This is a genomic window from Planococcus sp. A6, assembly GCF_028823615.1.
Classification (GTDB): Bacteria; Bacillota; Bacilli; order Bacillales_A; family Planococcaceae; genus Planococcus.
Window position 1 is genome coordinate 1 of sequence record NZ_JAPEHT010000168.1, and the last position, 5,489, is coordinate 5,489.

Here is a 5,489-nt window from a genome sequence, read left to right on the forward strand (position 1 = left end):
CCGTTTTTTTATTTCTTCATCAATAAATAGACAAAATATGGTGCGCCGATCAATGCGGCCATGACGCCAGCCGGAATGCCCGACGGTTCAAGCAAGTTGCGGCCGATTGTGTCAGCTGCAAGCAGCAGCCAGCCGCCGAGCAGGATGGCGACGGGCAGAAACAATTGATGGCGCGGCCCGACAAGCGCTTTCGCGAGGTGCGGGGCCATCAAGCCGATAAAGGCGATGCTCCCGGTGACAGAAACGGCAGCGGCAGCGAGCGCGACGGCCGCAAGCAAAAGGACGGCGCGTTCTTTGCCGATATTAAGCCCGAGACCGATTGCGGCGGATTCGCCAAGCCCGAGGATGTTCAGCCGGTTCGCTTTATACAGGACAAACGGAATCAACACGATAAGCCAAGGCAAAAGCGCCAGGATAAACGGCCAGTCGGTGCCCCAAATGGAACCTGCAAGCCACTGGGCAATGAAATCCACTTTTTCCCGCTCTGCTGATGAAATGAGCACGATCATTACGCCGGACAAGGCCATGGAAAACCCGATCCCTACCAGAACGAGACGGACCGGTTGAAGGCCTGTGCGCGGGTCACGGGAGAACAAGTAAATAAGGATCGCCGTGATAAAAGCACCGAGAAATGCGACGAACGGCAGCAAGAATGCAAAAGAGCCCGGCTCTACAGGGATGAATAAAAAGAAAATGGCGATGGCGACACCTGCACCGGAATTGATGCCGATGATGCCAGGATCAGCCAAATCATTGCGTGTAATGCTCTGCAGCACTGCGCCCGATAACGCGAGTGCCATCCCCGCTAGAAACGTAATGAGCAAACGCGGCATGCGGATGGAATACAGCACGAACTCTTCTTTGAAATCGCCTTGTCCCATCAGCACGGGCACAATCCGCCCAAAGCCGAGCGTCGAATAGCCGAGCCCCAAACTCAAGACTGCAGTGATCAAAAGAATAATGGTGAGCACAATCAAAGTGATGCGCTGCTTGCGGATCAAATGTTGTTGGATCATGTGAACGCACCTCCACCTTTACGGACGATGAGCAGGAAGAATGGCAAGCCGAGCATGGCGACCACCGCCGCGACTGGCGTTTCAAATGGTGCGTTGACCGTGCGTCCGAACAAATCGGCGAGCAGCATGAAGATGGCGCCCGTGACGGCGGACATCGGAATGATGAAGCGGTAATCGCTGCCGACAATCACGCGGACGATATGCGGAATCATCAAGCCGATGAACGCCAAGTTTCCGGCCAAAGCTACTGCAGCGCCGGCAAGCAAGGTGACGACGACAAACAGCATCGCTTTGATCTGCCCGGTCTTTTGGCCAAGCCCAATTGCCGCTTCCTCGCTTAAGCTCAACACCGCCAGTTGACGGGAGAGCAATAAAGCGACAAACAAAGCGATGGTGATAAAGGGAATGATAATCTGCAGCTGTCCCCAAGATGTGCCGATCAAGCCGCCGGCAGTCCACATGGAGACGTCTATCGCTTCTGCAATGGCGGTCAAGAACGCCGATACAGCTGCGCCGGCCAGGACAATGCGAAATGGCGAAAAACCGCCGCGCCGTGAAGCCCCGATGCCAAATACGAGCCCGGCTCCGATGGCTGCCCCAATAAAGCAGGCAATCATGATGCCGAAGTAATTGGCTCCGGGGATAAAGGCCAATGTCGCGGCCAGTGCCGCATTGGCACCGGCAGTCAAACCGAGCAAACCAGGGTCTGCCAGCGGGTTGCGGGTCATGCCTTGCATGATAGCGCCAGAGACGGCGAGTGCCGCGCCGACGAAAATCGCGGCGACTTCACGCGGCAGTCGAATTTCCTGGATGACCGATATTTGCTGTCCGGTGCTGTCGGAAAACAGCGCCAGCCAGAGATTCTTCAAGCTGACATCAGCAGCGCCAAAGACCATCGACACAACAAAAGCCAGCACAAGTGCCAGCAGGCTGATTCCAAATATGTATGAAAAACGGGCGTTATAACGCATGCATCATCATCTTTTCTATAGAAAGGATAAAGGGATTCCGCTGCGCAGAATCCCTTTTGTGTTTATTGGCCAAGGAATTTTTCCTGGAACAACTCAAGCTGGTAATCAAGCGAAATCGGATCATTGAAATACAGTTTCTTCGCATCCGCTTCGAATACTTGGTCGTTCTTTACAGCTGGCGTGTTTTGATAAAGGTCCGTTTCCTGGAAGGAGTTATCCTGTTCGGAGTCTTTGCTGAAGATTACGTAATCGCCCATATATTCAGGCAGGACTTCTTGTGACAAGGCATAGTACCCATCAGTAAGAGCCATTTCTTCAACTTTTTCCGGCATGTTCAAGCCCATCTCCTGGTACAGGATCTCGGTGCCGCGGCCCCAGTTATCGCCATATACGTACAATTGCTTATCAAAGTTCTCAATGACCGAGACGGTTGCCTCTTCGCCGATTTCCGCTTTGATCTCTTCACCCGCAGCTTGTGCGCGTTCTTTAAAGTCGTCAACGAATGCTTGTGCTTCGTCTTCTTTATTCAATAGTTTCCCGATTTCCAGGTGTTGTGTCAAATAGTCGACTTTACCGTAAGTATAAGTCACAGTTGGTGCAATTTGTTCCAGTTTATCGACATTTTGAAGAGTCGAGTAACCGATAATCAAATCCGGATCCAATTCGATGATTTTCTCCAGGTTCTCTTCCGACACTTCTTCTACGCCATCCAAGTATGGTTCGTAGTTCGGGTTGTCGATCGCCCAAGCGTCGATCCCGACAAGCGGCACGTCAAGTGACATGACGTTCCCGCCGTAAGCCAAGGCTACCACGCGCTGCGGGTCAGCCGGAACTTCCACTGTACCATTTTCAGATTCGTACTGGATGGTTTCGGCTCCGTTTGCTTCGCCTTCCGAACCGCCCGTTTCCTCTGTCGTTTCTTCTGTAGATCCACATGCGGCAAGTGCTAGCGTAACGAGTAAAGCGATAGACAAGAAAAGTAATTTTTTCATGATCTGGTTAAGCTCCTTTGATTAAATTATAAGTTAAGCAAATTGGTTTTTGTGTTCGTGGGTCAAGGCCGATTTCCGCATCGATGCGGAAAACTTCGCGGAGTACGTCCGGAACGATGACTTCTTCCGGTGATCCGGCCTTGATGATCTGGCCGTCTTTCATCGCGACAATATGGTCGGCGAAGCGGGCGGCGTGGTTCAAATCGTGCAGCACCATGACGATGGTGCGCTCTTCTTCGGCATTGAGTTCGCGGAGAAGCTCCAAGATTTCCAGTTGATGCGCCATATCGAGGTAAGTCGTCGGTTCATCGAGGAAAATCATTTCGGTCTCCTGCGCGAGCGCCATGGCAATCCAGACGCGTTGGCGCTGGCCTCCGGATAAAGCATCAACGGGGTGATATTTGAAAAATTGCGTGCCGGTCACATTGAGTGCCCAGTCGATCATTTCATAATCCCGTTTGCTGAGCTTGCCGAATCCTTTTTGGTAAGGAAAGCGGCCGTAAGAGACGATTTCACCAACGGTCAAACCGGCAGCGTTTTCCGGCGACTGCGGCAAAATGGCGAGCTTTTTCGCCAATTGCTTTGTTTTCTCGTCCGCGATTTGTTGGCCATCAAGAATGACCGATCCCGATTCGTGTGGAATGACGCGGGTCATAGCTTTCAAAAAAGTCGATTTCCCGCAGCCGTTCGGCCCGATGATTGCCGTAATCTTTTTATCTGGAATCGACAGGGACAAGCCTTTGACGATTTTCCTTTCGCCATAGCTGACTTCCAGGTTTTCTGTAAAAAGGCGTCCCATCGACAGCCCTCCTTTTCGTTAAACCGTAATTTTGAAGCAAAAAAATAAAAATGGGATATGTGTTGATAATGATTCTCACTTTCATTACAATGTATACTATAAAGTTATTGAGAATCGTTGTCAATCGGAATTTACTAATAGAACGGGGATGGAAAAATGGCCAATCACGACATCTTTGACGTAACCATCATCGGGGGAGGTCCCGCCGGCTTGTATTCAGCTTTTTACAGTGGGCTTCGGGGCATGAAAACAAAAATTATCGAGTTCCAGCCGCGCCTTGGCGGCAAACTCCATGTCTATCCGGAAAAAATGATCTGGGACGTCGGTGGACAGACGCCGATCCGCTGCGAACAGCTGATCACCCAATTGGTTGAACAAGGGCTGACTTTCGAGCCGACGGTATGCTTGGATGAGAAAGTGGAGAGCATGAATAAGAACGAAGACGGCTTGTTTGTGTTGGCGGGTGCTTCAGGCGAAGTTCATTACTCGAAATCGGTCATCGTCGCCGTCGGTGGAGGCATCCTGAAACCGCAGAAGCTGCAAATCGAAGGAGCCGAGCGCTTTGAAGTGGCGAATCTTAATTATACCGTCAAAACACTCGAGCGTTTCCGTGGCAGCACGGTGCTCATTTCAGGAGGGGGCAATTCGGCAGTCGACTGGGCGAACGAGCTTGAGCCGATTGCTGAAAAAGTCTATGTCGTCCATCGTAAATCCGAAATGGCCGGACACGAAGCGCAAGTGCGCCAATTGCTCGAAAGCCGTGCCGAGTGCTTACTGGATTCCGCCATCACGCGGCTTGTGGCATCGGATGCAGGCGACCGCGTGGAACTTGTGGAAGTGATGAACCAAGTGACGGGGGAACGGCGTATGCTGCCGGTCGACCAGCTCGTCATCAACCACGGCTATGAGCGTGATGCGAGCTTACTCGAAAATAGCCCGCTCAATCTGGAAACAAAAGACGACTTCTATTTACAAGGCACGCCGGCAAGCGAAACTTCCGTACCGGGAGTGTTTGCGGCAGGCGACATTCTCCAGCATGACGGCAAGCTCAATTTGATCGCCGGCACGTTCACCGACGCTGCCAATGCGGTCAATAAAGCGAAGAAGTTCATCGAACCAGACGCTGCCAATATCGCCATGGTGTCTTCTCACAACGATGTGTTCAACTCCCGCAACCAGGCGCTCAAAAAACAAGCCTTGCGCTGAACGGTTTGTTTATGTCCGATGCTCGCAGGGTAGAGAAGAGCAGGACAGAACAACAAATCGGAGGAGGAACCACACATGGAATTAAAAGATTATGGTGCTGAATCATTTGTCGTCAATATCGAAGATGCGACAAAACAAAACGATACGTTCCGGACCGCTCTTTGGACCGGGAAAAACTTGCAGGTCACATTGATGAGCATCGCAGCAGGCGATGACATAGGGCTTGAAGTCCACGAACACGGCGACCAATTCCTTCGTATCGAAGAAGGGGAAGGCCTCGTGCAGATGGGCGACAGCGAAGACAATTTAAGCTTTGAAGAAAAAGCGGAAGACGATTACGCCATCCTCATCCCCGCAGGCAAATGGCACAATGTCACCAATACAGGCGATAAGCCGCTGAAAATCTATTCCATCTATGCACCGCCAGAACATCCGCACAGCACAGTGCACGAAACAAAAGCGGAAGCGGACGCAGCAGAAGAGGAAGAATAAATGCAAATAAAGA

The 5,489-nt window shown here is 51.6% G+C and carries 6 protein-coding genes; 2 read left to right on the forward strand and 4 right to left on the reverse strand.

The window, feature by feature from the left end; genetic code table 11:
* Window positions 1-8 precede the first annotated feature (8 nt).
* The 4 genes from ON064_RS16730 to ON064_RS16745 form a co-directional block, all read right to left on the reverse strand.
* A complete protein-coding gene (locus ON064_RS16730) occupies window positions 9-1,016 on the reverse strand; it encodes a FecCD family ABC transporter permease (protein WP_274625657.1) in 1,008 nt (335 codons plus the stop codon).
* Window positions 1,013-1,987, reverse strand: coding sequence for a FecCD family ABC transporter permease (locus ON064_RS16735; protein ID WP_274625658.1), 975 nt, complete (start codon window positions 1,985-1,987; stop codon window positions 1,013-1,015). Before ON064_RS16735 ends, ON064_RS16730 begins: the two co-directional genes overlap by 4 nt.
* A 62-nt stretch (window positions 1,988-2,049) precedes the next feature.
* Window positions 2,050-2,979: an iron-hydroxamate ABC transporter substrate-binding protein gene (locus tag ON064_RS16740; protein ID WP_274625659.1), complete on the reverse strand. Its 930-nt coding sequence runs from the start codon at window positions 2,977-2,979 to the stop codon at window positions 2,050-2,052.
* A gap of 7 nt (window positions 2,980-2,986) precedes the next feature.
* Window positions 2,987-3,778: an ABC transporter ATP-binding protein gene (locus tag ON064_RS16745; protein WP_274625660.1), complete on the reverse strand. Its 792-nt coding sequence runs from the start codon at window positions 3,776-3,778 to the stop codon at window positions 2,987-2,989.
* 156 nt (window positions 3,779-3,934) lie between these two features.
* On the opposite strand from ON064_RS16745, the gene ON064_RS16750 reads away from it, so the two are divergent.
* Complete coding sequence (locus ON064_RS16750; RefSeq protein WP_274625661.1) at window positions 3,935-4,984, forward strand: NAD(P)/FAD-dependent oxidoreductase; 1,050 nt, start codon at window positions 3,935-3,937, stop codon at window positions 4,982-4,984.
* 75 nt (window positions 4,985-5,059) lie between these two features.
* On the forward strand, window positions 5,060-5,476 hold the full coding sequence (locus ON064_RS16755) for a cupin domain-containing protein (protein ID WP_101192008.1): 417 nt from the start codon (window positions 5,060-5,062) through the stop codon (window positions 5,474-5,476).
* Window positions 5,477-5,489 lie beyond the last annotated feature (13 nt).